This window comes from Micrococcus sp. GbtcB5, assembly GCF_019091605.1.
In the GTDB taxonomy this organism is placed as follows: Bacteria; Actinomycetota; Actinomycetes; order Actinomycetales; family Micrococcaceae; genus Micrococcus; species Micrococcus luteus.
On the sequence record NZ_JAGXJK010000506.1, the window covers coordinates 1 to 234 of the forward strand.

Annotated in this window: 1 pseudogene; it reads left to right on the forward strand. The window is 70.9% G+C overall.

The features are described from left to right. Positions 1-234 (forward strand): annotated as a pseudogene (locus KVS67_RS13275) (3-oxoadipyl-CoA thiolase); the annotation flags it as partial.

Consider the following 234-nt stretch of genomic DNA (forward strand, 5'->3'; position numbering starts at 1 on the left):
ACGGCGATGGTGCGCTGCGGGATGGCCGACGTCGTCGAGGCCGGAGGCGTGGAGTCCATGTCCTGCGTCCCCTGGGTGATGGAGAAGCCGACGCCGGCGTTCGCCAAGCCCGGTGCGGCCTTCGACACCGCGATCGGCTGGCGCTTCGTGGACCCGCGCTTCGCGGACGGCGAGTTCGGGGAGAAGTTCACCTTCTCCATGCCGGAGGCCGCCGAGGAGGTCGGCGAGGTGGAC